20 protein-coding genes, 1 tRNA gene and 1 other RNA gene are annotated in these 21192 nt (G+C 64.2%); 8 read left to right on the top strand and 14 right to left on the bottom strand.

Features of this window, described 5'->3' with window-relative positions; genetic code table 11:
• Position 1: 1 nt before the first annotated feature.
• The 3 genes from P3G66_RS13780 to P3G66_RS13770 all read right to left on the bottom strand — a co-directional run bounded on the left by P3G66_RS13780 (position 2) and on the right by P3G66_RS13770 (position 6032).
• Positions 2–3016 carry a bifunctional [glutamine synthetase] adenylyltransferase/[glutamine synthetase]-adenylyl-L-tyrosine phosphorylase gene (locus P3G66_RS13780; RefSeq protein WP_030537556.1) on the bottom strand — a complete coding sequence of 1005 codons (3015 nt, stop codon included), beginning with the start codon at positions 3014–3016 and terminating at the stop codon, positions 2–4.
• On the bottom strand, positions 3013–4353 hold the full coding sequence (locus tag P3G66_RS13775; protein WP_003941637.1) for a glutamine synthetase family protein: 1341 nt from the start codon (positions 4351–4353) through the stop codon (positions 3013–3015). The genes P3G66_RS13780 and P3G66_RS13775 overlap by 4 nt, the downstream gene beginning before the upstream one ends.
• Before the next feature lie 107 nt (positions 4354–4460).
• Positions 4461–6032 carry an alpha/beta hydrolase gene (locus P3G66_RS13770; protein WP_007735453.1) on the bottom strand — a complete coding sequence of 524 codons (1572 nt, stop codon included), beginning with the start codon at positions 6030–6032 and terminating at the stop codon, positions 4461–4463.
• Between the two features lie 207 nt (positions 6033–6239).
• On the opposite strand from P3G66_RS13770, the gene panB reads away from it, so the two are divergent.
• From panB to pip, 3 genes are read left to right on the top strand one after another with little or no spacing between them, the layout of a single operon-like run.
• Positions 6240–7109: a 3-methyl-2-oxobutanoate hydroxymethyltransferase gene (gene panB / locus P3G66_RS13765; RefSeq protein WP_007735454.1), complete on the top strand. Its 870-nt coding sequence runs from the start codon at positions 6240–6242 to the stop codon at positions 7107–7109.
• A gap of 51 nt (positions 7110–7160) precedes the next feature.
• Positions 7161–7598: a hypothetical protein gene (locus P3G66_RS13760; protein ID WP_007735455.1), complete on the top strand. Its 438-nt coding sequence runs from the start codon at positions 7161–7163 to the stop codon at positions 7596–7598.
• The gene (gene pip, locus P3G66_RS13755) at positions 7598–8590 is read left to right on the top strand and encodes a prolyl aminopeptidase (RefSeq protein WP_003941632.1); all 993 of its coding nucleotides are present in this window, start codon (positions 7598–7600) and stop codon (positions 8588–8590) included. The genes P3G66_RS13760 and pip overlap by 1 nt, the downstream gene beginning before the upstream one ends.
• Before the next feature lie 4 nt (positions 8591–8594).
• Here pip and P3G66_RS13750 read toward each other — a convergent pair whose 3' ends face one another.
• The 3 genes from P3G66_RS13750 to rnpB all read right to left on the bottom strand — a co-directional run bounded on the left by P3G66_RS13750 (position 8595) and on the right by rnpB (position 11032).
• Positions 8595–10004: an RNB domain-containing ribonuclease gene (locus P3G66_RS13750; RefSeq protein WP_276116771.1), complete on the bottom strand. Its 1410-nt coding sequence runs from the start codon at positions 10002–10004 to the stop codon at positions 8595–8597.
• A gap of 108 nt (positions 10005–10112) precedes the next feature.
• Positions 10113–10298 (bottom strand): hypothetical protein, encoded by a 186-nt coding sequence (locus tag P3G66_RS13745; RefSeq protein WP_276116725.1) that lies wholly within the window; start codon positions 10296–10298, stop codon positions 10113–10115.
• 319 nt (positions 10299–10617) lie between these two features.
• An RNA gene (rnpB, locus tag P3G66_RS13740) (RNase P RNA component class A) lies at positions 10618–11032 on the bottom strand.
• A gap of 54 nt (positions 11033–11086) precedes the next feature.
• Here rnpB and P3G66_RS13735 point away from each other — a divergent pair.
• Both P3G66_RS13735 and P3G66_RS13730 read left to right on the top strand, forming a co-directional pair.
• Positions 11087–11614 (top strand): DUF1697 domain-containing protein, encoded by a 528-nt coding sequence (locus P3G66_RS13735; protein ID WP_037129712.1) that lies wholly within the window; start codon positions 11087–11089, stop codon positions 11612–11614.
• A gap of 28 nt (positions 11615–11642) precedes the next feature.
• A complete protein-coding gene (locus P3G66_RS13730) occupies positions 11643–12878 on the top strand; it encodes an SLC13 family permease (RefSeq protein ID WP_276116724.1) in 1236 nt (411 codons plus the stop codon).
• 29 nt (positions 12879–12907) lie between these two features.
• Here P3G66_RS13730 and P3G66_RS13725 read toward each other — a convergent pair whose 3' ends face one another.
• From P3G66_RS13725 to cobC, 4 genes are all read right to left on the bottom strand, one after another.
• Positions 12908–14023: a bifunctional RNase H/acid phosphatase gene (locus tag P3G66_RS13725; RefSeq protein ID WP_050656436.1), complete on the bottom strand. Its 1116-nt coding sequence runs from the start codon at positions 14021–14023 to the stop codon at positions 12908–12910.
• Positions 14020–14757 carry a C4-type zinc ribbon domain-containing protein gene (locus P3G66_RS13720; RefSeq protein WP_019748955.1) on the bottom strand — a complete coding sequence of 246 codons (738 nt, stop codon included), beginning with the start codon at positions 14755–14757 and terminating at the stop codon, positions 14020–14022. The genes P3G66_RS13725 and P3G66_RS13720 overlap by 4 nt, the downstream gene beginning before the upstream one ends.
• 108 nt (positions 14758–14865) lie before the next feature.
• On the bottom strand, positions 14866–15999 hold the full coding sequence (locus P3G66_RS13715) for a Nif3-like dinuclear metal center hexameric protein (RefSeq protein WP_030537562.1): 1134 nt from the start codon (positions 15997–15999) through the stop codon (positions 14866–14868).
• Positions 15996–17030 carry an Rv2231c family pyridoxal phosphate-dependent protein CobC gene (gene cobC / locus P3G66_RS13710; RefSeq protein ID WP_276116723.1) on the bottom strand — a complete coding sequence of 345 codons (1035 nt, stop codon included), beginning with the start codon at positions 17028–17030 and terminating at the stop codon, positions 15996–15998. The genes P3G66_RS13715 and cobC overlap by 4 nt, the downstream gene beginning before the upstream one ends.
• A gap of 56 nt (positions 17031–17086) precedes the next feature.
• Here cobC and P3G66_RS13705 point away from each other — a divergent pair, with 56 nt between their 5' ends.
• Genes P3G66_RS13705 through P3G66_RS13695 form a run of 3 tightly spaced genes read left to right on the top strand, consistent with a single transcriptional unit; the run spans position 17087 to position 19247 of the window.
• Positions 17087–17782, top strand: coding sequence for an HAD hydrolase-like protein (locus P3G66_RS13705; RefSeq protein ID WP_042445748.1), 696 nt, complete (start codon positions 17087–17089; stop codon positions 17780–17782).
• Positions 17769–18260, top strand: coding sequence for a low molecular weight protein-tyrosine-phosphatase (locus P3G66_RS13700; RefSeq protein WP_007735468.1), 492 nt, complete (start codon positions 17769–17771; stop codon positions 18258–18260). Before P3G66_RS13705 ends, P3G66_RS13700 begins: the two co-directional genes overlap by 14 nt.
• Positions 18261–18308: 48 nt before the next feature.
• Positions 18309–19247 carry an SURF1 family protein gene (locus P3G66_RS13695; RefSeq protein ID WP_081558010.1) on the top strand — a complete coding sequence of 313 codons (939 nt, stop codon included), beginning with the start codon at positions 18309–18311 and terminating at the stop codon, positions 19245–19247.
• Here P3G66_RS13695 and P3G66_RS13690 read toward each other — a convergent pair.
• The 4 genes from P3G66_RS13690 to P3G66_RS13675 form a co-directional block, all read right to left on the bottom strand.
• Positions 19188–20207: a cobalamin biosynthesis protein gene (locus P3G66_RS13690; protein WP_276116722.1), complete on the bottom strand. Its 1020-nt coding sequence runs from the start codon at positions 20205–20207 to the stop codon at positions 19188–19190. The genes P3G66_RS13695 and P3G66_RS13690 overlap by 60 nt on opposite strands.
• A 65-nt stretch (positions 20208–20272) precedes the next feature.
• Positions 20273–20497: a hypothetical protein gene (locus tag P3G66_RS13685; protein ID WP_050656439.1), complete on the bottom strand. Its 225-nt coding sequence runs from the start codon at positions 20495–20497 to the stop codon at positions 20273–20275.
• 91 nt (positions 20498–20588) lie between these two features.
• Positions 20589–20660: transfer RNA gene (locus P3G66_RS13680), tRNA-Val, on the bottom strand.
• Between the two features lie 32 nt (positions 20661–20692).
• Positions 20693–21157, bottom strand: a complete 465-nt coding sequence (locus P3G66_RS13675) for a peroxiredoxin (protein ID WP_003941619.1) — start codon at positions 21155–21157, stop codon at positions 20693–20695.
• Positions 21158–21192 lie beyond the last annotated feature (35 nt).

The following is a 21192-nucleotide window of genomic DNA, read 5'->3' as shown; positions in this document are numbered from 1 at the left end:
GCTACTCCCCGCCGAAGACCCTCTCCACCACTGCTTTTGCCCGACGCGTGATGCGCAGGTAGTTGTCGAGGAACTCCCCTGCGTCGTCGCCGTATCCAGCGACCTGCGCCACCGCCGCGAGAACACGGCCCGGGCCGGGAAGCTGATCGGTCGGCTTGCCTCGCACCAGAACGAGGCAGTTGCGTGCCTTCGTCGCGGTGATCCAGGCGTCACGCAGCAGTTCGACGTCACCTTCGCTGAGCAGTTCCGCGGCGCCGATGGCGTCGAGAGTCTCGAGGGTCGATGTGTTGTGCAGCGACTCGATCTTGTCGGCATGGCGTAGCTGCAGCAGTTGCACAGTCCACTCGATGTCGGCCAAGCCTCCGCGACCCAGTTTCGTGTGCGTCGCCGGATCGGCTCCGCGCGGGAGCCTTTCGGAATCGACTCGCGCCTTGATGCGCCGGATCTCGCGCACCGCCGCATCACTGACGCCGCCCTCGGGGTAGCGGGTCTTGTCGATCATGTGCAGGAACCGCAGTCCCAGTTCAGGATCACCGGCAACCGGGTGCGCACGAAGCAGCGCTTGAATCTCCCACGCCTGAGCCCACTTCGCGTAGTACGCGTCGTAGGACTCGAGAGTGCGCACCATCGGACCGTTACGGCCTTCCGGACGCAATCCGGTGTCGACTTCGAGCGGCGGATCGGTACTCGGTGCCCCGAGGAGCTTGCGGACCTTGTCGGCAATGCTGTTGGCCCACTTGACCGCAACGGTCTCGTCGACGCCCTCGCGGGGTTCGCACACGAACAGCACGTCCGCATCGGATCCATAGCCCAGTTCGCCGCCGCCGAGTCGACCCATGCCGATGACGGAGAAACTGGCCGGCGCCTCGGTCCCGAGTTCGGTGACGCTGGCCTTGATCACCGCGGAGAGCGATGCATTGAGCACCGCGGCCCACACCGAGGACAGCGCCTTGCAGACTGCAGGAACATCGAGCATGCCGAGGATGTCGGCCGACGCGATTCGCGCAAGTTCGTGTCGCCGCAGCGAGCGGGCCGCAGCAACAGCACGATTGGGATCACTGTGTCGGCCGGAGGCGGTGAGGATTCCGCGAGCGACGTCCTCGGGCTTCGGCTCGACCAGGCGCGGTCCACTCGGCGAATCCGCGAACAAGCGAATCACGTCGGGAGCCTTGATGAGCAGGTCGGGTAGGTACGCCGACGAGCCCAGCACGGTCATCAGACGCTCGGCCACCGCAGCCTCGTCGCGGAGCAGGCGCAGGAACCACGTCTGGTCGACGAGCGCGTCCGAGAGCCTGCGGTAAGCGAGCAGACCGGCATCGGGATCCGGTGTGTCCGCGAGTGATTCGAGCAGAGTCGGCAACAGGAGCGCTTGAATGCGACCCTTGCGTGAAGCGCCACTCGTCAGTGCAGTCAGATGCCCGAGAGCATGCTCGGGTGCCGTGTAACCGAGAGCGGCCAACTGGCGAACCGCGGCTTCTGGCCCCAGGACCAGTGCTTCCTTGTCCATCCGCGCCACCGATTCGAGAAGCGGGCGGTAGAACAACTTGGCGTGCAGGCGGCGAATCCGATGCGAATTCCGCTTGATCTCGGCGCGCAGGACTCCCAGGGAATCCAGACGACCGTCGGGTCGCATGTGCGCGGCGCGGGCCAGCCAACGCAGCGCTTCCTCGTCGTCCGGCGGCGGCAGGGTGTGTGTGCGCTTGAGCTTCTGTAACTGCAGACGGTGCTCGAGCAGACGCAGGAATTCGTACGACGCAGTCAGGTTGGCGGCGTCGTCGCGGCCGACGTATCCACCCGCCGCCAATGCAGTCAGTGCATCGACGGTGCTCTGGACATGCAACGAACTGTCGGCGCGCCCGTGCACCAATTGCAGGAGTTGGACGGCGAATTCGACGTCGCGCAAACTTCCGCGGCCGAGTTTGAGTTCGCGCTCACGCAGTTCGGGGGGAACCATTTCCTCGACGCGTCGACGCATGGCCTGGACTTCGGGGACGAAGTCCTCGCGCTCGGAGGCGATCCACACCATCGGGCTCATCGCCTCGGAGTACTGGCGACCGAGCTCCATGTCGCCGGTCATCGGACGAGCCTTGAGCAGTGCCTGGAACTCCCAGGTCTTGGCCCAGCGCTTGTAGTACGTGATGTGGGATTCGAGGGAGCGAACCAGTTCTCCGCGCTTGCCTTCGGGCCGCAGCGCAGCATCGACCTCGAAGAATGCGGAGGTACCGATACGCATCATCTCACCGGCAACGCGACTGGCCGTCGCATCGGCCGGTTCGGCGACGAACACCACGTCGACGTCGGAGACGTAGTTCAGCTCGCGCGCACCACATTTGCCCATGGCGATCACGGCGAGCCGGATCGGACAGCTGCCCTCGGGACACACCGTTGCGATGGCCACCGCAAGTGCAGCGGTCAGCGCGGCGTCGGCCAGATCGGAAAGCTGGTGCCCCACAGTCTGATACGGAACTACGGGTTCGTTCTCGACGGTCGCCGCAAGATCAGCCGCAGCCAGCAGCATCAGCTGGTCCTTGTAGCTCTTACGCAGAGCAACAACAGCTTCCGGCCCGGTCACCGTGGCGCGGTAGGTCAGGGAACCTTCGGTGGCACCCTCGTCGACAGTTGCACCCACGACCTCCAGCAAGGCTGCAGTCGCCTCGTCCTTGGTCGGCAGAGCGGTGCCGTCGAGCAGTTTCCAGCCGATCGGATCCGCGGCCAGGTGGTCGCCGAAGGCCGACGACGCACCCACCAGTGCGAACAAACGGCCGCGCAGGCTCTTGTCCTTGCGCAGGACCTGATCGAGTTCGCGCCACCCGTCGCCGAGCCCGTCCTTGATCCGCACAAGGGTGCGCAGAGCGAGGTCGGCGTTCGCGGCACGCGACAGCGACCACAAGAGTTCGATGCTCTCGGCGTCGACCCAACCGAGCTGACGCAACTCGTCGGCAGCGGTGGGCTCGACCAGCCCGAGTCGACCCGGTCCTGGAACTGCTGATCTCGCAGCGGGCGGTTTCACCGTCACAGACCGAGGTAGGTCTTGAGCTCGAACGGCGTCACGTGGCTGCGGTATTCCTCCCACTCACGACGCTTGTTGCGCAGGAAGAAATCGAAGACGTGCTCGCCGAGTGCTTCGGCCACGAGCTCCGACTTCTCCATCTCGCGCAGAGCGCTGTCCAAGTTGCTCGGCAGTTCCTTGTAACCCATGGCGCGGCGCTCGGCGGAGGTCAACGACCACACGTCGTCTTCTGCCTCGGGCGGCAAGGTGTAGCCCTTCTCGATGCCGCGAAGACCGGCAGCAAGCAGGACCGCGAAAGTCAGGTACGGGTTGCAAGCCGAGTCTGGGCTACGGATCTCGACGCGGCGCGAGGACGCCTTGTTGGGCGTGTACATCGGGACGCGAATGAGAGCCGATCGGTTGGACGGGCCCCACGACGCAGCAGTGGGTGCCTCTCCCCCGTGGACGAGTCGCTTGTACGAGTTGACCCACTGGTTCGTGACCGCACTGATCTCGTTGGCGTGCTCGAGGATGCCGGCGATGAACGCCTTGCCGGTCTCGGAGAGCTGCATCGGATCGTCCGGATTGTGGAAGGCGTTGGTGTCGCCCTCGAACAGGCTCATGTGGGTGTGCATCGCGGAGCCGGCCTGATCGCTGAACGGCTTGGGCATGAAGCTCGCCCGGACGCCTTCACCGATCGCGACCTCCTTGACGACGTACCGGAACGTCATCACGTTGTCGGCCATCGAGAGTGCGTCGGCGTAGCGCAGATCGATCTCCTGCTGACCCGGCGCGGCCTCGTGGTGGCTGAACTCGACCGAGATGCCCATCGACTCGAGTGCGTCGATGGCGTGGCGGCGGAAATTCGGAGCCGAATCGTGCACGGCCTGGTCGAAGTATCCGCCCGAGTCGGCCGGGATCGGCGGAGTGCCGTCGATCGGGCCGTTCTCCAGAAGGAAGAACTCGATCTCCGGGTGGACGTAGCAGCTGAAGCCCAAGTCGCTGGCCTTGCTCAGCTGGCGACGCAGTACGTGGCGCGGATCGGCCCACGACGGCGAACCGTCGGGCATCGTGATGTCGCAGAACATGCGAGCGGAATGCTGCGCACCGTCCTTGTGGGCCCACGGCAGGATCTGGAATGTCGAGGCGTCGGGCCGAGCGACGGTGTCGGCTTCGGAGACTCGAGAGAATCCCTCGATGGCGGAACCGTCGAATCCGATTCCCTCCTCGAAGGCGCCTTCGAGTTCGGCGGGGGCGATCGCCACCGATTTGAGGTACCCGAGAACATCGGTGAACCACAAGCGGACAAACCGAATGTCGCGCTCTTCCAGGGTACGAAGCACGAATTCTTTTTGGCGATCCATGCACGCGAGACTAAGCAAGCCACGTTAAATCTGTGTTACATCAGTGGTCCCGGTTAACAGAGTGATTGGTCACCATCGAATAGGCGCAGCGTACGGCGTCGCGCCGGCTAACATGTCAGACCCTCTTCCGGAGCCTTCAAGTAAACGAAGTAGTCGACGACGGCATCGTCGACGCAGGAGTTTCCGTCCAGAACCACCGTGTGTTGGGTTCCGTCGAACGTGATCAGAGCAGCGCCCAACTGCTTCGCGAGATCCACTCCGGCCTGATACGGGGTCGCCGGATCCTGCGTCGTGGACACGACGACCAGCTGCGGCAGACCGGCGTCAGCGAGTGCCTGGGGGTCGAGCGCGTGAGGGCTGCCGGTAGCCGGAACGGGCCAGAACGCGCACAGGTCGAGCGGCGCTTGACCCGTCCCGCGGCCGTCGTCGAGGAACGGCGCCGCCTCGCGGTACCGAGTGTCGGATTCGCCGGCCTCGGCGCGGTCGGTGGTTGCCGGATCGTCCACGCAGCGAATGGCGTTGAACGCGTCGTTGATGTTGGAGTAGCTGCCGTCATCCTCACGGCCTTCGTACATGTCGGCGAGATTGAGCAGCGAGTCGCCGCGTCCGTCGGCCAGACTCGACAGACCCCCACGCAGCGGCGTCCACAACTGTGGCGAGTACAGAGCTTGCTGCACGCCCGTGATCGCGTCGGAATAACTCAGCCCGCGCGGATCGGTGGTCTGTGCCGGCTTCTCGATCAACGGATCGACGAGTGCCTGAAAGCGTGCCTGCGCCTGCGCCGGATCATCACCCAGCGGGCAATCCGTTCGCGAGACACAGTCGGCGACAAAGGCGTCGAACGCGCCTTGGAAGCCCTGCCCCTGCAAGACCACTTCGTCGACCGGATCCTGCTCGGGGTCGAGCGCGCCGTCGAGGACCATCGCTCGGACGTTCTGCGGAAAGGTTTCCGCGTACGTGGATCCGAGCCGGGTCCCGTACGAGAACCCGAGGTAGTTCATCTTCGGATCGCCGAGAACGCCCCGAATGACGTCCATATCTCGCACCACCTCGTAGGTACCGACATGAGCGAGGAACTCCGTACCGGTCCGCTCAGCGCACTTGGCGGCGTAGTCCTTGCTGTCCGCCTCGGCGAGAGCGATGCCCTCCGGCGTCATGTCGACGTTGACCTCCGCACGCTCCGCGTCGGTCTCCTCCGGCGTCAAACACCGAACCTGCGGGGTCGACGCCCCGATCCCCCGCGGATCGAAGCCGATCATGTCGAAACGTTCCTGCAATTCGGTGCCCGAACCCGAGGTCGCCATCGACAGCCCGGACCCACCCGGCCCGCCGGGGTTCAGCAACAGTGAGCCGATGCGGTCGCCGGTTGCCTTCGAACGCGAGATCACCACCTTCGCGGTGTCGCCGTTCGGATTCGCGTAGTCGACGGGAACGCTCACCTCGGCGCAGTCGATCCCACGCCCCAGCGGCGCAGTTCCTTCTTCGACAAATTGGTCGCACGAACCCCAGTCGAGCGTCTGCTCGTAGAATTTCTCGAGGCCGGACGGCACCGCGGACGCGGCAGAACCAGCAGGTTCCACTGATTCGGGCGTGCCTTCCGAACTGGTGCAACCGACAACCAACACGAGCACTGCTGCGCTTCCGGCGAGGGCACCGGAGAGGCGAACGAACTTCGACATGCCATCGATGGTGCCAGGAAACCGCGATAGCCAGCGGTTCGCCTCGTCTCGGCACCTACCTGATACGCGCGCGGTGATGTGACCCATTGCACCCCGTCAACTATTCGTGTCGGCGATGTCCGGTGGCAGACTGAACACGTCATCACCCACACCCGGGGACCCGAAGGCGATCAACGCTCAGGGCCTCGAGGCCAGAAAGGGACAACGATGTCCGAAACACCTCTCTACGGTTCTGTACCCAGTGCAGTTTCTGTACCCACTGCAAGCTCTACCGATGCACCGAAGCGTAAGACGCGCATTCACCACCTCGCCGAGATGAAGCAGAACGGCGAACGCTGGTCGATGCTCACCGCTTACGACTACTCCACGGCACGCATCTTCGAAGACGCAGGCATCCCGGTGCTGCTCGTCGGCGACTCTGCCGCCAACGTCGTCTACGGCTACGACACCACCGTGCCGATCACCGTCGACGAACTGCTCCCGCTCGTGCGTGGCGTCGTTCGCGGCGCGCCGCACGCACTCGTCGTCGCCGACCTCCCCTTCGGCACCTACGAGGGTTCCGCCGAGCAGGCCCTGGCGACTGCCACACGGTTCATGAAGGAAGGCCTCGCACACGCCGTCAAGCTCGAGGGCGGCGAGCGGATGAGCAAGCAGATCGCGGCAATCACCTCGGCCGGCATCCCCGTCATGGCTCACGTCGGATTCACCCCGCAGAGCGTGAACTCGCTCGGTGGTTTCCGCGTCCAGGGTCGCGGCGACGCGGCCGAGCAGCTTGTGGCGGACGCCATTGCAGTCCAGGAAGCCGGGGCGTTCTCTGTCGTCATGGAAATGGTTCCGGCCGAGATCGCGGGCCAGGTCAGCCGCAAACTCACCATCCCCACCGTCGGCATCGGGGCCGGTTCCGAATGCGACGCTCAGGTACTCGTCTGGCAGGACATGGCGGGTTACACGAGTGGTAAGACAGCCAAGTTCGTCAAGCGTTTCGGTAACGTCGGTGACGAACTGCGTTCCGCAGCCGCAGCCTATGCATCAGAAGTTCGCACTGGCGCTTTCCCGGCCGCAGAACACAGTTTCTGATCCGAGACCGGCGAACGCCGCCTGTCTCTCAACCAGCCAGGGGTGCGTTCAATGATCGGTAACCGTCGAAGTTCTACTGCCGCAGCTGTAGTCGGCGCGGCAGCTCTCGTCACGGTGCTGAGCGGATGCGCGGGAGGGTCCACCAACTCTCCCGCGCCCAGCAGCACTACGCCCGCGAGTTCCACCACGACGGCGCCGGCAACAACCGCGTCCGGTTCGACGTTCACCGACGCTCAAGTCCAGCAGTTGTGCTCGGATATGGAAGGGCAGCTGCAGAACTGGCGGACCGTCACCCCGACGCTCGGCAAGGGCGGACTGAACACGATCGTCATCACGTGGGCGACGCAGAACGGCATCAACCTGCTCGATCTCGCTCAGAACCGCGAAAGCATCGACGCGGCAACCTCAGCCGCGTGCCCCGACGTCCGGAGCGGCGCGATTTCCGCACTCGAGATCCCCGATCTCGCCTCCGGCCTGGTGGGCTTCTGATGACCGACACGTCAGCCACTTCAGGGCAGCCGTCGACTCTCCGGAGTCTGTATCCCCCGATCGAGCCTTTCGTCACCGGCTTCCTCGATGTCGGTGACGGCCAGAGCATGTACTGGGAAGTCAGCGGAAATCCGGACGGCAAGCCGGTGGTGTTCCTGCACGGTGGCCCCGGCGGTGGTGCGCAACCGGCGGTACGCCAGTTCTTCGATCCGGCCGCATACCGCATCGTTCTACTCGACCAGCGCGGCTGCGGGCGGTCCACCCCTCACGTTGCCGACGGCGCCGACCTGTCGGTGAACACGACGGACAAGCTGCTGGCCGACATCGAAGCCCTGCGCGAACATCTTTCGATCGACAAGTGGATGGTTTTCGGCGGGTCCTGGGGTTCCACGCTGTCCATCGCCTACGCCGAAACGTTTCCTACGCGCGTCACTGAGCTGGTCCTGCGCGGGATCTTCCTCCTGCGTCGTAGCGAGATCGACTGGTACTACAACGGCGGCGCGGGAAACATCTTCCCGGAGCGCTGGGACAAATTCCTCGAACCTGTACCCGAGGCGCAGCGCGGCGAAGACCTCGTCGCGGTCTATCACCAACTGCTCCATTCCGAAGACCCCGCCGTCGCAGCCCGGGCAGCGATCGCCTGGTCGGCTTGGGAAGGATCGACGAGCTACCTGTACCCACAGGCGGACAAGATCGAACAGAACTCCGAGACCCGGTTCGCCTTGGCTTTCGCCCGTATCGAGAACCACTACTTCGTCAACGGCGGGTTCTTCGACGAGAACCAACTCCTACGCAAAAGCTCCGCACTGCACGGCATTCCGGGGACGATCGTCCAGGGCCGCTACGACGTCGTCTGCCCGGCCACCAGCGCCTGGGCGCTGCACAAGGCGTGGCCCGAATCCAAGCTCGTGATCGTCGACGACGCCGGACACTCCGCCATGGAGCCCGGCATCATGCATCACCTGGTGGAAGCCACCGATTCTTACCGGTAACTCCCTACGCCGGGAACGTGAATTCCACCGTCCGTTTGACGGTGTCGACGGCGGTGAGTCGCACCTTTGCGCGCTCACCGTCGTCGGGCGTTCCGACGCATTTCGCAATCACGGCGACCGACGGGACAAACACTTCCGCCGAGCGCTTTCCGTCCTTGGCGCGCATCACCACTGCGTCGAAGACCTCGCCGACCCGGCCGTCGAGCAGCGTGGACTCGGCCAGATCGATGCACGCACGGTCGACCTTGTTCGCCAGCGAGTCGGACCCACTCATGATGTCGGGCAGCTCGGGAAGGGCAGTGCGCGCCCATTCCGGTACCGGCGTACCAGCTGTGATCGCCAGACACACCTCGGTGCTGAAGCGGTCGGACAGCCGGCGCAGCGGAGCAGTCACGTGAGCGTAGGGCGCTCCGATCCCCGCATGCACCGTCAACTCCGGTAGTCGGCCGTCGAAGGCTGCGTAGTCTGCGCCGCGCAGCAACGACGGCGCAACCGACATCAGCGCCATCGTCGACGGCTCGTTGGAATCGAGTCCGGCAAGAATCTGCCCGACGCTTTGCCCCTCCGGCCACGTGATACCCAGCGCCACTGCAGTTCTCCGCAAGGTCCGAACCGCGGACTCCTCGGCCGGCGGCAGCGTGCGAAGCAACCCGATACCTGCGTCGATCATCATGCGGCCGGCACACATCCCGGTCAGCAGCGACACTTCTGCGTTCCAGTCGTCCGCTTCGGTACGTGGCTCCAGTTCGATCCGCCAGCGAGCCGAGGACTCGTCCTCCGACTGATCCCGAACCACTGACTGCTCGGGCAGTTTCAGCTCGATGGCACCCCTGGCAACCGCCGAGACACTGCGCAATCGTCCGAACTCCGGTAGTGCGGCGATGGACGGATGCAAGGTTCCCGCGTCGGCATCGCGCTGCACGGTCGAATAGTCCAGACGTGCCACCGATTTCACCAGAGCGCGTTTCACCTGCCACGACGTCGGCTCGGCCTGCGCGTCGAGTTCGATCCGCCAGAGCGCGGCGGGGCGAACCACGTCCGGCAGCAGACTCGCCGATCCCTCCGACAACGCTCGGGGATGCAGCGGGACGGAACCGTCCGGGAGATAGAAGGTTTGGCCCCGCTTGCGGGTTTCGATGTCGAGAGCGCCACCCGGCGTCACCACCGCCGCGACGTCGGCGATCGCGTAGTGCACGACGTACCCGGTCGAGGTCTTCTCGATGTGCACTGCCTGGTCGAGGTCCATCGATCCGGGAGGGTCGATGGTCACGAAGGCGATACCCGTTTCGTCGACACGCCCGGCACCGAAACGATCCACCGCATTCTCGGCCTCAGCCTGCGCCGCAGCCGAGAATGCTCCTGGCAAGTCGAACTCCGCCCGAACCACTCCGAAGTCGATTCCCTGCACCATCATTCGACTTGCGGGCACGCATCCTCCATGATCGGTTCGGGCCGGTGTAGCAGCAGTACCGGTCCCAGTTGTTCGAGTCCCAGCTGTTCCAAGTCTCAGTTATTCCAAGTCTCAGTTGTTCCAGTCTTCGTCTGCCCGATCGGCGGCTTTGTTGCGTTCGGCAGCGATCTTCAATGCATGCTCGGCAGAGTCCCGATCAGGGTACGGCCCCATCCTCGTCAGCGAGGACGCACCCTTTCCCCGCGTGACGGAACCGTCGGACACGTCGAAGTACCAGAGTCGATCTTCATCAGTCATATCCACAGTGTGACATCAGAGTGAGATAGAAGCTTGTAGATCGCTGTGAGACTGATATTCTTTCTACTTGGCCTGGCAGGTGAGAACCGGACATTCGAACGGTGAGTTCTGCTTGAATGCCCAACACAAGCTACGAACAGAAAATGGAGTGCGCATGTCCGCAATTCTTTACGATTACCTCCTCCCGCTCATGGGCCATGACGCGGCAACGTACTGGGCTACGCTGCTGGTCATCAAGCCTGTCTGACAGCTTTTCGAACAAAGAAGACCCCCACCGATCCGGTGGGGGTCTTCTTTTTCTCACTGTGCAGATCGCGGGCGGACGAGTCGGCGTGTAAGCCGGATCCTGTCCTGCGGCACCGAAGTGCCGAGTGGCGACCATCCATCTGGGCACACCGTCGCCGGGTGCCTCGAGCGGTTCACCCGCAGGCTCGGGCGAGCAGCCCTCGAACACCTGCGCAGCCGCACCGCGAGCGATGCGACCTTCAACCTTGCTCCGGGCGGGGTTTACCTAGCCACCCCGGTCACCCGAGGTGCTGGTGCGCTCTTACCGCACCGTTTCACCCTTACCTGCCTCGAAAGGCAGGCGGTCTGTTTTCTGTGGCACTGTCCCGCGAGTTGCCTCGGGTTGCCGTTAACAACCGCCCTGCTCTGTGGAGTCCGGACTTTCCTCGGCCCCAGGCCTGTGCGCGATACGCGCTGGTTCCAGAAGCCGCGGCCGCCCGGCCAACTCGTCCGCCCCCGTATGCTACCGGGCGCCTGTCGGTGGCCGGCACTATGGTCACCGTATGACTCGGTACGTGGCCCTGCTACGCGGTATCAACGTGGGCGGCATCAACATCAAGATGGCGGACCTGGCGAGAGTCTTCGGTGACCTCGGATTCCAAGGGGTGAAAACCGTGTTGGCCTCAGGCAACGTTCTGTTCGACAGTCCGAGCACCGACATCCCGACGCTGAAGAAACAGATCGAGTCCTCCCTTGCCCGCGAGTTCGGCTACGAGGCTTGGGTGTTCGTCCTCGACATTCCGACACTGCAGGCGATCGTGGACAACTACCCGTTCGAGCGCGAACGCGAGGGTTGGCACGCTTATGCGATGGTTGCCTCCGAGCCGGAAATCCTGAAGGAATTGAGCACTGCGGCAGCGCAACTCGATGCCTCGGTCGAGCGTGTGGCGGCAGGCGACGGAGTCTTGTACTGGGAGGTCGAGAAGGGGCAGACCGTCAAGAGCGCGTTCGGCCGGAACACCGGAAAACCGAAGTTCAAGGCGTTCACCACAACCCGAAACCTGAACACGCTCTACAAACTGCTCAAATGACGCTCGCCCCGACGCGGAGCACAACCGCGTGACTCTTCTTCCCATCCTGCTCGTCGCCGCCGTACTCGTCTTTGCGATAGTGCGTCCACGCGGACTTCCCGAAATCACCGTTGCCGGCCCAGCAGCCGTGATCGTGCTTCTGACCGGTGTCGTCACTCTCGAAGAAGCCCGCGAAGAACTGAAGAGCATGGCGCCTACCGTCGTTTTCCTGGTGGCCGTGCTGGTTCTCGCTCACGCCGCGGACGCTCTCGGTGTCTTCCGCTGGGTCAGCCAGGTCCTGCAGCAACGATCCCTCGCCGATCCGCACCGACTGCTGATCTATGTGTTCGGCGCCGCCGCCCTGACCACGGCGGTCCTGAGCCTCGACGCCACCGTCGTGCTGCTGACACCCGCGGTGATCGCGGCCGCCCGATCCATCGGAGCAAGTCCCCGGCCGCATTCCTATGCCAGTGCGCACCTGTCGAATTCGGCGTCGACCCTGCTGCCGGTGTCCAACCTGACCAACCTCATCGCGTTTGCCGCAACAGGTTTGACGTTCTTGCACTTCACCGCATTGATGGCGTTGCCGTGGGTTGTGACGATCGCTGTCGAGTACCTGATTTTTCGACTGTTCTTCCGTTCGGAACTCGCGCGGGGCGACAGCGCCGAACCGCCGGTGGCAGCCAGATCTGCGCCTGCGCCGATTCTGCCGCTGACGGTGATCGGAATGACGCTGCTCGGTTTCGCGGTTTCGGGTTTCTTCGGGATCGAGCCCGCCTGGATCGCGGTGGTGGGTGCGAGTGTCCTGGGAGCGATCGCTCTGTCTCGGCACCGTACGACCGCCGCCAAGATGCTCTACGCTGCCGACCTCTGGTTCTGCGCGTTCGTCCTGGTTCTCGGAATCATCGTCGCCGGAGTCGCGAACGGGCCGGTGGGTGAATGGATTGCGCAGATCCTGCCAGGCGACACCAGCTACGGCTCGCTGCTCTTTGTCGCCGCGGTAGCGGCGGTTGCGTCCAATCTCGTCAACAACCTGCCGGCAACCTTGCTGATGATCGCAGCGCTCGGAACGGCGGCACCTCCAGCGCTGGTGCTTGCGATGTTGATCGGCGTCAACCTCGGCCCCAACCTCACCTACGTGGGCTCACTGGCAACGATGCTCTGGCGACGAGTCGCCACCAGCGCGGGCGCACCGCCCACGCTGGCGACATTCACTCTGCTCGGGGTCATCACGACGCCACTGACATTGCTCGCCGCCGTGAGTGCCCTGTGGTTGGTGATCTGATCAGAGGCTGATCAGCCGTCGGGGCTCTTTCAGCGAAGGTGTGACGTGTCGTTGACCAACCGGACCGAGGCTCCCCCGTCGGGATAGAACTCGGTGATACTCAGCGACGCCAGATCCAGATGCAACCGATACAGCAACGACGGCCCGGCATCGAGGGCCAGCTGCACCAAAGTCTTGATCGGGGTGACGTGAGAGACGACCAACAGCGTCGCGCCGCCGTAGGTCGAGATCAGGTCGTCACGCGCGGCGACGACTCGTTCGCGTACCTCGTCGAAACTCTCGCCGCCCGGTGGACGCACCGAAGTGTCCGAGAGCCATTCGCGATGCAGGTCCGGGTCACGCTCGGCTGCCTCGCGGAACGTGAGTCCGTCCCAGTCGCCGAAATCGGTTTCGATCAAACCCTTGTGCTCGACGACGGGTAAACCGAGCACGCGGGCCGATGCCTCTGCCGTCTCACGGGTTCTGCCGAGGGGTGAGCAGACGATGGCGTCGATACCGCCTCGGTTCCCGAAGCGTCCGGCTGCGCCGGCAGCCTGCGCGCGGCCCAGTTCCGTGAGCTCCGGATTCCCGCGTCCGGAGTACCGGCGATCGACCGACATCGCTGTCTGTCCGTGACGTAGCAACAACATTCGTGTCGGCTTGCCGGTGGTGGCGATCCATCCCGGAGAGCCGGCGATCTGCGGCTCCGACGTCTCTTCGGACGGCGCGGCGGGTGCGGGGGCTGCGGTTTCGATGCCGGCAGCCGCGTCCATCGCCTCGTTGGCAAGACGATCGGCATGAGAGTTCTCGCCGCGAGGAATCCACGTGTAGGTCACTCGCGAGAACTGCGTCGCCAGCTCGGCAGCGCGCCGCTGCAGCGGAATCATGTCCGGGTGCTTGACCTTCCAGCGCCCGGACATCTGCTCGACGACCAACTTGGAATCCATGCGGACGTCGACCGTCGACGCGCCGAGTTCACCGGCAGCGGTCAACCCGGCGATCAGTCCGCGGTACTCGGCGACGTTGTTGGTCGCGATACCGATGCTTTCCTTGCGTTCGGCCAACACCGAGCGCGAGGCGTCGAACACCACCGCTCCGTAGCCGGCCGGACCGGGATTGCCCCGCGATCCACCGTCGGCCTCGACGATGACCTGCGTGGGAGTCACAGACCGGACTCCTTGGTACGCACCATGATTGCATTGCACTCTGGGCAACGAACTACGACGTCGGCCGGCGTCGCGGCGATTCGCGAGATCTCGCCGCGGTCGATCTCGATCCGGCAAGCGCCGCATCGGCGTGCCTGCAGAAGCGCCGCGCCCGGTCCGCCCAGGGTGCGCTGCTTCTCGTAGACAGCAAGGAAATCGGCGGGGAATTCACCGACGAGTCGTTCACGATCGGCGGCGCAACGCTCCTGCGCCTTGTCCAGATCAGCGACGGCATCGTCGCGGCGACGCTTGGCGTCGATCAGCTCTTCTTCGGCCTGGGACAGCTGGGCACCGGCGTGATCGTGATCGGCCTGCAACGCCTCACGCTGCTCCATCACTTCGAGCAACTCGTCTTCGAGAAGCCCCTGACGCCGGACCAGGCTGCCGAGTTCGTGTTCGAGTTCGGTGAGCTGCTTCGCCCCGACCGACCCGCTCTGCAAGAGTGTGCGGTCACGATCCTCGCGCTGACGAACCGCGTCGACCTCGCCTTCGAGCTTGCGAATGTCGCGATCGATGTCGTCGATCTGGATTTCGACGGCTACGGACGCGTCTTTACGGCTGATTCGCTCGGCCTCGAGACGTTCGACTTCCTGCTGCTCGGGAAGCGCTCCGCGTCGGTGGGTGATCCGAGTGAGCTCAGCATCCACCCCGGCGAGGTCGAGAAGCTTGGATTGCACCTGTGGTTCGACGTTCACGCTGTATAACTCCTGCTGTAAGTCCGATGTCGGCAGTGCTCGCGAAGGACGGCTCTCGAAGAACTGCTCTTGAATTGTTCGTGCAACCGTACCTTGCAGAGCGCTGCACTAATGCGCACTCAAACACCACGGATCGGTGCGAATTGTCGAAACCCGGCTTTCCCACTCCGGATTGTCGGCAAACGCGGCGTCGAGCACCGATTTCGCCTGTGCGCACCACGGGTATTCACTCGCCCAGTGCGCGACGTCGACCAGAGCCGGGCCACCGGCGCGTAGATGCTCGTCCGCGGGATGATGCCGCAGGTCCGCAGTGACGTAGACGTCGGCGCCCAGTGCCGCCACCACGTCGAGATACGAGTCGCCGGAACCGCCGCACACCGCCACGGTACGAACGGTCGCGTCTGGATCTCCGGCCGCGCGAACACCCCACTCGGTCGAGGGCAGTGAGCGCGCCACTCGCGCGGTGAATTCCCGCAAGGTTTCGGGGTGGTCGAGCTCACCCAACCGCCCCAGTCCGAGTGAACTGGGGAACGCTGCGAGTTCGAAGACATCGAAGGCCGGTTCCTCGTACGGATGGGAGGCACGCAATGCGCCCAGCACTGCGCTTCGCTTTCCGCGAGGGGCAATCACCTCCACACGATTCTCGCGAACCTGCTCCACAGCGCCGACGGTCCCGATCGTCGGATTCGCTCCGTCGGCGGGCAGGAACTGACCCGTACCGGTGACGGTCCAACTGCACTGGCTGTAATCACCGATCCGCCCAGCCCCGGCCTCGAAAAGTGCATCCTGCACGGCCGATGCATTCTCCACCGGAACCATGACGACCCACTTGTCGAGCGGCTGCGTCGGCTTGGGTTCGATCGGGCGCAGCACGGTCAGGCCCAGAGCCTGCGCCAACGCGTCGGACACTCCGGGGTCGGCCGAGTCCGCATTGGTGTGCGCCGAGAACAGCGCGCACCCCGCCTTGATGAGCTTGTGAACCAACGCACCTTTGGGAGTGTGAGCACCGACGGTGTCCACCCCACGCAGCAGAAGTGGATGGTGAACGACCAGAAGGTCGGCACCGGAGGCGATGGCGTCGTCGACCACTGCCTCGGTCGGATCCACCGCGAAAACCACTCTCGTCACAGCGTCGGCCGGATCGCCGCAGACCAGGCCGACCGAGTCCCACGATTCCGCCAGGGCCGGCGGATAAGCGGATTCCAGCACGGCTATGACGTCCGCAAGGGTTGGGCCACTCACAAGATCTCCTTCATCGCTTCGATCAGTACCGCAACCTGCTCGGCTGGACGGACGGCCACGCGCAGCCGATCCGGGCCGAGTCCGGGAAAGGTGTCGCACCTGCGGACGGCGATTCCGCGGGCACGCAGGTGCTCTCGCATCGTGGCGCCGTCACGGACGTCGATGAGCACGAACGGCCCCGCAGCGGGTTCGTGCACGGCAATCCCGATCTCGGTCAGTCGCCGCGACATGTCTCGGCGGTCCACGGCAATCGCGTCGGCTTTGATCCTCGACTGCTCGACGGCGAACGGTTCGCAGCACGCCGTGATGGCCTCGATCTGCAGACTGCCCAATGGCCAGTGGGCTCGGCCGTGACTGAGTCGAGCCAGAAGATCGGGAGAGCCGATCGCGTATCCACACCGCAATCCGGCGAGCGCCCACGTCTTGGTCAGGCTCCGAAGGACCAGTACATCCGCCGACTCGACACCGGCGATGCTCTCCGTTTCGCCGGGGACCGCGTCGCCGAAGGCCTCGTCCACCACCAGGATCCGGCCCGGCTGACGCAATGCCAACACATCGGCCTTGGGGTGAAGCACGGACGTCGGGTTGGTCGGATTGCCCAGAACGACAAGGTCCGCGGATTCGGGTACCTGCGCGGTCCGAAGCTCGAATGGCGGCTCCAGAATCACCTGCGTCACCGGCACTCCGGCCTCTCGCAGTGCCAGTTCCGGCTCGGTGAACGACGGATGGATCAGCGCTGCCGAACGAGCGCCCAGGCGCGGCAGCATCGCGAATCCCTCGGCACCGCCCGAGAGCAACAACACCTCTTCGGGCCGGCGCCCGTGCCGCTGCGCGACGGTTTCGCGGGCCTTCAGTTCCGCTGCGGCCGACGGGTACGAACCGAGCGTCGACAGCCCTGCGGTCAGCCGATCCCGCAACCACTCCGGTGGGCCCGAGCCTTGAACGTTGACGGCAAAATCGAGTAACCCGGGCTCCACTTCGACATCGCCGTGATGTCGCAAGCTCTCCAGGTCAACCGTTCCGGTACTCACCCGGTCAGCCTACGGTCGAGCACCGTGCGCGGACATCACCCCTGCCGTCCGGGACAATGAGTGCCGTGACGACACCACCCCTCGACCGTTTTCCTGTAGTTCTGTTCGATCTGGACGGCACCATCACCGATTCCGCTCCCGGCATTCACGGCGGCTTCCGACATGCGTTGGCAACTGTCGGCCATCCGGAGCCGACGGAAGCGATGTTGGCATCGGTGATCGGCCCGCCGATGGTCGATACCTTCAGGTCACTCGGTATGGCCCCGGCGGACGTGGATCGGGCGATCGCCGCGTACATCGAGCGTTACGACGCGACCGGGTGGCAGGAGAACTCGGTGTACGAAGGCATGGACGTCGTCCTGGGTAAGGCTCGCGCGAGCGGCACCCGACTGGCCGTCGCCACCTCCAAGTCGGAGCGATTCGCCATTCGAATCCTCGAGCATTTCGGCCTGGCCGAGCACTTCGAGTTCATCGGCGGCGCGAGTGACGACGGAACTCGTCGGGCGAAACCCGATGTGATCGCGCATTCCCTGACCTCACTCGGGATCACTCCCGTCCTCGCATCCGACGGCGGAACCCCCGACGTTCTCATGATCGGCGACCGTGATCACGACGTGCTCGGCGCCGCGAAGTACGGCATCCCCACCGTCGTCGTCGAATGGGGCTACGGTTCCGCCGAGGAAGCGCGGCAAGCGTTTCGCTCCGTATCGTCGGCATCCGAACTGGGAGGACTTCTCGATGGCCGCCACTGAACCACTCCACGTGACTGAACCACTTCATGTGACGTTTGTGTGCACCGGCAATATCTGCCGGTCACCGATGGCCGAAAAGATCTTGCTCGCGCATCTGGACCGTGAAGGCCTCGCCGACCGAGTCCGTGTCAGCAGTGCAGGTACCGAGGGGTTTCACACCGGTAGCGAGGCCGACGAGCGGACCAACGTCGTGCTCCGAGCGGCCGGATATCCGACGGGCCACAGTGCCGCGCAGGTCAATGCAGATCATCTCGCGGCCGATCTGGTCGTCGCCCTCGACACCGGCCATGAACGTGAGCTTGCTCATCTCGGCGTGCCCACCGAGCGTCGGCGCCTACTGCGATCGTTCGACCCCGAGGCTGACGGAGAATCGGTTCCGGACCCGTACTACGGGGATCAGGAGGACTTCGAACTGGTGCGAGACCAGATCGAAGCAGCCATTCCCGACATACTCGACTGGATCCGCGAGCGGGCCTGAACCCGGAGCAAAATTCACTCCCGTTCGGGCAACGGATACCGTGGACGTGTGCGAAGACTGAAATTCCTGTTGCGGCCCGGTTGGTTGGTACTGGCAGCTGTGGTCGGGCTCTTCGCCTACCTGTGCTTCACCGTGCTCGCCCCATGGCAACTCGGCAAGAACACAAAGACCGAGCACCGCAATGATCTGATCTCGAACTCGATCAACGCGGAGACCGTGCCGATCGGTGACGTCATCGCCGATTCGACGATCGCACCGGACGACGAATGGCGAAACATCACCGCGGCAGGCACCTATCTGCCCGACGCCGACATCCTCGTTCGACTGCAGTCCATCGAGGGCGCACCGTCGTACGAGATCCTGACGCCTTTCCTTCTCGACGACGGCCGCACGATCCTCGTCAATCGCGGATACGTTCGGCCGATCAACGGCGCCGAGGCACCGCCCATCGCTGCGCCGCCGACCGATCCGGTCACTCTCAACGGTCGCGTGCGTCTGTCGGAAGGCACCGCGCCCGGCCGAGTTCCGATGTTCGAGAACGGCGCGAAACAGGTCTACTCGATCGACGCACAACCTATCGGCGAGTTCATCGGAACGGACCTGATCGACGCGTACATCCAACTCGAACCCGACCAGCCCGGCGGCCTGGGGACGATCCCTCTCCCCCAACTCGATGCAGGCCCCTACCTCTCGTACGGGTTCCAGTGGCTGGCGTTCGGCATCATGGCGCCGCTCGGACTGGCCTACTTCATTCGCGCGGAGTGGCGCGAACGTCGCAAGGAGAAGGCAGCTCAAGCAGCTGTCGACGGCTTCGCAGCGGACGACGCCGCTACCGAGACGACCCCGGAAGCGCCGGTATCCGCGCCTGCCGCACCCCCCGCCGAACCGACTCGTACCTTCAGCCGTCGCAAGAAGCCGGAGCCGGAATCAGTGCCGCTGACGGCGCAGGAAGCCAAACTTGCCGATCGATACGGCAATACCCGCTGAAATACCCGCTGACACCACAACTGCACTGATCTGCACCGCCGACGAAAGCCTTGCCGCGCGGCGCAGATCGTTCGGCGTCGGCACAGGCCCGCGGCCGAGGACGGGACGCATCTCCACCCCGTGCGCGTACTCGGTCCGACCACCCAACGAAATGCCCAACGCCCCTGCCGCCGACGCTTCCGCGACGCCCGCATTGGGGCTTGGATGAGCCGCTGCGTCGCGTTTCCACGCTGCCAGTGATTCCTGAACCGAGCCGCCTACCACCGGTGCACACGCAGCCGTCAGCGCACCTGTCAGCCGAGCGGGGACGATGTTGACCAGGTCGTCGAACCTCGCCGCAGCCCACCCGAATCTGCGGTATTTCTCGGAGCGGTAGCCGATCATCGCGTCGAGGGTGTTGGCGGCGCGGTAGACGAACAGACCCGGCACGCCCGCAATTGCACCCCAGAACATTGCACCGACGCTTGCATCCGAGGTGTTTTCGGCGACCGACTCCAGCGCTGCACGCGTGAGGCCCTCCTCGCCCAGCACTGAGGGATCGCGTCCACACAGTGAAGGGAGAAGCTCGCGCGCTTTCGTCAGGTCGCGATCGACCTGTGACGCCTCCAATCGAGCGGCCATGTCGATGCCGGTGCGTGCAAGCGACGTCCCGCCGAGCACGGCCCAGGTAGCCATCGCTGTCGTACCCGTGACGGCCACCCAACCGGCCCGGCGCGACACTTTTTCGGCTGCGAGCCCAAGTCCTGCGGTGCCGGCCAAGAGCACGGCAACATGAAGTGTTCCGGCCGCGCGCGAGTCCCGGTAGGACATCTTCTGCAGCGCGATAGCCGCGGTTCCGAAGCCGGCAACCGGATGGAACCGCCCCGGATCGGCGAAGACCCGATCCGCGACGAAGCCGAGGAGAAGCCCGGCAGCTCGCGCATTGAATCGAGACTGGGACGAACGAACCGAAATCTGCACGAGCGTAGTTGTAGCAGCGACGCTCGTTCTCTGGCCAACCGTCACGTGTCTGCACGAGCCGATCTCTACCCGTCCCAGTCGATCGTCAGGTAGATCAAGCGGTGCATTCGGTTGATTTCCCAGACACGGGCAATCCCGGTCGCCAGTGCGTCGCTCTGGGAACGAACCCGGATCGTCTGCCCCGCGAACAACGCAACACTGAGACTGGGCATCTCGGCGATGTGTATGTGCGGACGGGTGGGATGCACGCGCGTCGGGTCGACGGCTACTTCGATCACAGAACTGGACATGCGTCCAGAATGGCGTATTGCGGACAATTCGTTGCCGAAAATGAAAAAACCCCGATCTGCGTCGACGCAGATCGGGGCTTGAATTCTTCGGTGGGCGCGGAGGGTTTCGAACCCCCGACCGCTGGTGTGTAAAACCAGAGCTCTACCACTGAGCTACACGCCCGAACTCCCGGTGAGACCCTCACCGGGAGTGCTCTAAGACTCTAGCGCGGCAAGCGCATTTGCCCAAAGTCCGTGGTCACGGGCTTCTCCGGGGCCGTTCATCTCGGCAAAACGAATGATTCCGTCTTTGTCGATGACAAAGGTGCCACGATTCGCGAAGCCCAACTTGTCGTTGAACACCTCGTACTTCTGAGCGACCTCACCGTGCGGCCAGAAGTCCGACAGCAAGGGAAATGTGTATCCCTGCTCGGCCGACCAGATCTTGTGAGTCGGCGAAGCACCGACAGAAATCGCGAGAATGGCGGTGTCGTCGTTCTCGAACTTCGGAAGCTCGTCACGGACCTTGCAGAGTTCCCCCTGACAAGTCCCGGTGAAGGCCAACGGATAGAAGACCAGCAGAACGTTCTTCTTACCGCGGAAATCTGCGAGCGAAACTTCCTGGTTGTTCTGGTCCTTCAAGGTGAAATCCGGTGCCTGGGCACCAACTTCGAGAGGCATGTGCGATTCCTTGGGAAAGTGCGGAAAGGACCGGG

This window comes from Rhodococcus sp. C3V (genome assembly GCF_029269915.1).
GTDB lineage: Bacteria > Actinomycetota > Actinomycetes > Mycobacteriales > Mycobacteriaceae > Rhodococcus_F > Rhodococcus_F qingshengii.
The sequence above is the reverse complement of the archived record's forward strand: the minus strand, read 5'-3'. Positions and strand labels throughout refer to the sequence as shown.

What these genes read in the sequence shown, in the direction of transcription:
- P3G66_RS13770 (WP_007735453.1), bottom strand. Translation starts at nt 6,032, where the DNA reads ATGTCGAAGTTCGTTCGCCTCTCCGGTGCCCTCGCCGGAAGCGCAGCA.
- panB (WP_007735454.1), top strand. Translation starts at nt 6,240, where the DNA reads ATGTCCGAAACACCTCTCTACGGTTCTGTACCCAGTGCAGTTTCTGTA.
- P3G66_RS13685 (WP_050656439.1), bottom strand. Translation starts at nt 20,497, where the DNA reads ATGTCCAGTTCTGTGATCGAAGTAGCCGTCGACCCGACGCGCGTGCAT.
- P3G66_RS13735 (WP_037129712.1), top strand. Translation starts at nt 11,087, where the DNA reads ATGACTCGGTACGTGGCCCTGCTACGCGGTATCAACGTGGGCGGCATC.
- P3G66_RS13705 (WP_042445748.1), top strand. Translation starts at nt 17,087, where the DNA reads ATGAGTGCCGTGACGACACCACCCCTCGACCGTTTTCCTGTAGTTCTG.
- pip (WP_003941632.1), top strand. Translation starts at nt 7,598, where the DNA reads ATGACCGACACGTCAGCCACTTCAGGGCAGCCGTCGACTCTCCGGAGT.
- P3G66_RS13760 (WP_007735455.1), top strand. Translation starts at nt 7,161, where the DNA reads ATGATCGGTAACCGTCGAAGTTCTACTGCCGCAGCTGTAGTCGGCGCG.
- P3G66_RS13745 (WP_276116725.1), bottom strand. Translation starts at nt 10,298, where the DNA reads ATGACTGATGAAGATCGACTCTGGTACTTCGACGTGTCCGACGGTTCC.
- P3G66_RS13775 (WP_003941637.1), bottom strand. Translation starts at nt 4,353, where the DNA reads ATGGATCGCCAAAAAGAATTCGTGCTTCGTACCCTGGAAGAGCGCGAC.
- P3G66_RS13675 (WP_003941619.1), bottom strand. Translation starts at nt 21,157, where the DNA reads ATGCCTCTCGAAGTTGGTGCCCAGGCACCGGATTTCACCTTGAAGGAC.
- P3G66_RS13750 (WP_276116771.1), bottom strand. Translation starts at nt 10,004, where the DNA reads ATGATGGTGCAGGGAATCGACTTCGGAGTGGTTCGGGCGGAGTTCGAC.
- P3G66_RS13700 (WP_007735468.1), top strand. Translation starts at nt 17,769, where the DNA reads ATGGCCGCCACTGAACCACTCCACGTGACTGAACCACTTCATGTGACG.